The following is a 3,355-nucleotide window of genomic DNA, read 5'->3' on the forward strand; positions in this document are numbered from 1 at the left end:
CGGTGCGAACACCATCGCGCCCGGCGAGATGCTGATGATCGGCGGCACTTCGGTGGTGCAGCTGTTCCAGCTGGGCCAAGAGCAGGACGTGTCCGGCTTCTGGGGGCCCTATCCCCATGCGCTGGTCGATGACCACTGGCTGGTCGAGGCCGGCCAGGTCTCAGCCGGCTCGGTGCTGTCCTGGTTCGCCAGGGACATGTTCCGGCTGGACAATGCCGGCCTGCAGGAGCTGGTGCGGGAAGCCGCCGCCCTGGAGGTCGGCAGCACGGGCCTTTTGACCCTCGACTATTTCATGGGCAACCGGACCCCTTACCGGGACCCGCATCTGCGCGGCACCGTGCTGGGCCTGTCGCTCGGCCATGACCGCGCGGCCCTTTACCGCTCAGCGGTGGAGGGCGTGGCGCTGGGCTCGGCCAACGTGCTGCGCCGGATGAACGAATTAGGCATCTCCTGCCGCCGGGTGGTGAGTGCCGGCGGCTTTGCCAAGAACCGGCTGTGGCTGCAGGCAACCGTCGATGCCATCGGCATGCCGGTGCAGCTCGCCACCGACACCAACCTCTCGATCCTTGGTGCCGCCGCCTGTGCCGCCACCGGTGCCGAGCTGCTGCCGGACCTATTCGCCGCGGCCGACGCCGTGGCACCGCCCACCGCCACGATCGAGCCCAAGCCCGGCGCCCATGCGCGCTACGCGGAGCTGCTGGAGGACTATCTGGAGGCGACCCGGCTGCTCGCACCCTTGTCACGACGCCTGGCGGCCCGGCAGCGCCAGCGGCCAAGCTGATGGCCGAGGCCGGCCAGCGCGACGTCCATCTGCGCGACCTGTCGGCGGACGAGCGCCTCCAGCTCATGATCCAGGTGGCCAAGCGCTACTACCACCTCGACATGACCATGGGCGAGATCGCCACCGAGCTGGGCCTGACCCGCTGGCAGGCGAGCCGGCTCCTGGCGGATGCGCGCGAGAGCGGCGTGGTCCGCATCGAGATCGTGCCGCACACCCCTCGCCTGCCCGAGCTGGAGAGCCGCCTGCAGCGCCGTTTCGGCCTGAAGGACGCGGTGGTCGTCCCGCAGGATCCGGATGTCAGCGACGAACTGATGCTGGACACGGTGGCCCAGGCCGCCGGCCGGCTGCTGGCCGGGCTCGACCGCTACAAGCTGGTCGGCGTGTCCTGGGGCCGGACCATGAGCGCGGTCGCCCGCCGCCTGCCCCCTTTCTGGAACAAGGGGGCGGAGGTGGTGATGCTGAACGGTGCAATGAACCTGCGCGATTCACCCCTGCGCACCAACAACGTGGCCGAATTGTTCGCCCGCGCTGCCAACGGCCACGCCATCCTGCTGCCGGTCCCGGCGATCCTGGGCAAGGCCGCGACCCGGGTGGCGCTGGAGCAGGACCCGACCATCGCCGGCGTCCTGGAGGTCGGCCAGAAGGCCGCGGTGATCTGCTTCGGCCTGGGCGCGATTGCGGTCGATTCGGTGCTGGTGCAGTCGGGCTTCGTCGGCGAGTCGGAGGTGCAGCGCCTGAAGGCCAAGGGTGCGGTCGGCGACATCCTGAGCCGCTACATCGACAGCGAAGGCCGGATCGTCGATCCCGACCTGGATGCCCGGACGATTGGTGCCGACCTCGCCTCCTGCCGCGAGCGCGCCTTCTCGATCGGGGTGGGCACCGGTCGGGCCAAGCATGCGGTGACGCTGGCGGCACTGCGGGCCGGCTACCTGAACGTGCTGGTGACCGACGAGCAGACCGCCCTGTTCCTGCTGGAGGCCGGCTGAGCGGCCGGCTGGGCCTCACCGCCAGATGTTGATCGTCGCCAGCATGCGGGTCAGGTGATCGGCCACCAGGCGCTCGGCGCGGACAGCATTGCGCTCCGCGATCGCGTCGACGATCGCCTTCAGCTCCCCGTGGGTCTGTTCCCGCACCGGAGCCGGCGGCTGCCGGCCGACATCCTGCCCGTCGAAATCGACCTCGCGCCGGTCTGCCAGGATGCTGTCCATCACCTGCACCAGGAAGCGGTTCTTGGTGCTGGCGAAGATCTGCCGGTGCAGGGCGTAGATGCTTTCCTTGAAGTCCAGCCAGCTGGCCGCCGCCTGGATGCGCTGGAGGATCTGGCGCATCGCTTGGAGCTCGGCCTCCTCGGCCCGGCCCACCACCAGATGCATCATGGCCGGCTCGAACAGGAGCCGGCCCTCCGCGATCTCCGCCAGGCTCGGCACGTCCTGGTGCTCCGGCGCATCGGTCTGGTCCATGCGGACGAAGACACGGTCCGCATCGTCCGCCAGATAGGTGCCGCTGCCGACCCGGCGCAGCACCAGGCCCTGTCGCTCCATCATGGTGAGTGCCGTCCGCACGGCGGTGCGGCCGGTGCCGAAATTGCGGGCCAGGTCGCGCTCGTTGGGCAGGCGTGCACCGGGCGGCAGCGAGCCGTCACGGATGCCGCGCAGCAGCGCCCGGTAGATCAGGGCCGGCGTGGGCCGCTCGTGCGGCGGGACCGGCGTGGTGGCCGGCAGGGCGGCGTCCGCGGCCATGCCGGCAGGCTCCTGGGATGGCTGGGCGGGCAAGGTCCGGGGGCCGTTCAGCGGATCACGTCGACCGCCTGGCCGCTTTGTGCGGATGCCGCCAGCGCGTCCAGCACCGGAATGGCGTCCAGCGCCTCCTGGTGATGTTGCAGGTACGGCCGGCCGGACAGCGTCGCCTGGATGAAATGGTCGAGCTCATCGGCGAGGTCACCGACGATGCGGCCGTTGATCTCGGGCCAGAGATGGGTATCGCCGCCGCTGGTCCCATCCTGCCCCACCACATAGAAGCCCTGGTCGCTCGTATCGACATAGGCGGCGGACCTGGTGCCCACGATCTCCATGGCCGAGCGGAAGCCGTTCATCAGGCCGTCCGGCCAAGCCCAGCTATAGTCGATGCTGCCGATGGCGCCGTTCTCGAAGTTGACCACGGCATAGAGAACGTCCTCGTTGCCGGTGCCGAGCGTCTGGCATTTCTGGGCATAGACGCGGGTGATCCTGGAGCGTGCCAGCCACTGCATCGCGTCCACGTCGTGCACGCCCATGTAGAACAGGATCGAGCTGGCAGCGCCCAGGCGCTTTGCGGTGGCGCGGGTGCTGTTGCGCTTGGCGCGCAGATGGATCGGTGTACCCAGCCGCTCGGGTGCTGAGGCGTGGAAGAGCTGTACGTAACGCGGGTCAAAGCGCAGGATGTGCCCGACCATCAGGCGCACCCCGGCCGCTTCCACCGCCGCCACGATCCGTCTGGCCGCCGCCATGTCATGAGCCAGCGGCTTTTCCAGGAGGATCGCCTTGCCGGCCCTGGCCGCCGCGACCGCAGCCGCCTCGTGCTGCCGGTCGGGCAGGC

General features: G+C 69.8%; 4 protein-coding genes. 2 read left to right on the forward strand and 2 right to left on the reverse strand.

The features are described from left to right. Together EQG76_RS07360 and EQG76_RS07365 are read left to right on the forward strand one after the other, a co-directional pair. Nucleotides 1–781, forward strand: a 781-nt coding sequence (locus EQG76_RS07360) for an FGGY-family carbohydrate kinase (RefSeq protein WP_255476487.1), incomplete at its 5' end; no start/stop codon positions are given. Further along, entirely contained in the window at nucleotides 781–1,767 is a 987-nt protein-coding gene (locus tag EQG76_RS07365; protein WP_159711998.1) for a sugar-binding transcriptional regulator, read from the forward strand. The genes EQG76_RS07360 and EQG76_RS07365, both read left to right, overlap by 1 nt. Nucleotides 1,768–1,782: 15 nt before the next feature. Here EQG76_RS07365 and EQG76_RS07370 read toward each other — a convergent pair whose 3' ends face one another. Continuing rightward, nucleotides 1,783–2,520: a FadR/GntR family transcriptional regulator gene (locus tag EQG76_RS07370; RefSeq protein WP_159712000.1), complete on the reverse strand. Its 738-nt coding sequence runs from the start codon at nucleotides 2,518–2,520 to the stop codon at nucleotides 1,783–1,785. A gap of 47 nt (nucleotides 2,521–2,567) precedes the next feature. Beyond that, nucleotides 2,568–3,355, reverse strand: a 788-nt coding sequence (locus EQG76_RS07375; protein ID WP_159712002.1) for a Gfo/Idh/MocA family protein, incomplete at its 5' end; no start/stop codon positions are given.

The organism is Geminicoccus flavidas, from assembly GCF_009806515.1.
In the GTDB taxonomy this organism is placed as follows: Bacteria; Pseudomonadota; Alphaproteobacteria; order Geminicoccales; family Geminicoccaceae; genus Geminicoccus; species Geminicoccus flavidus.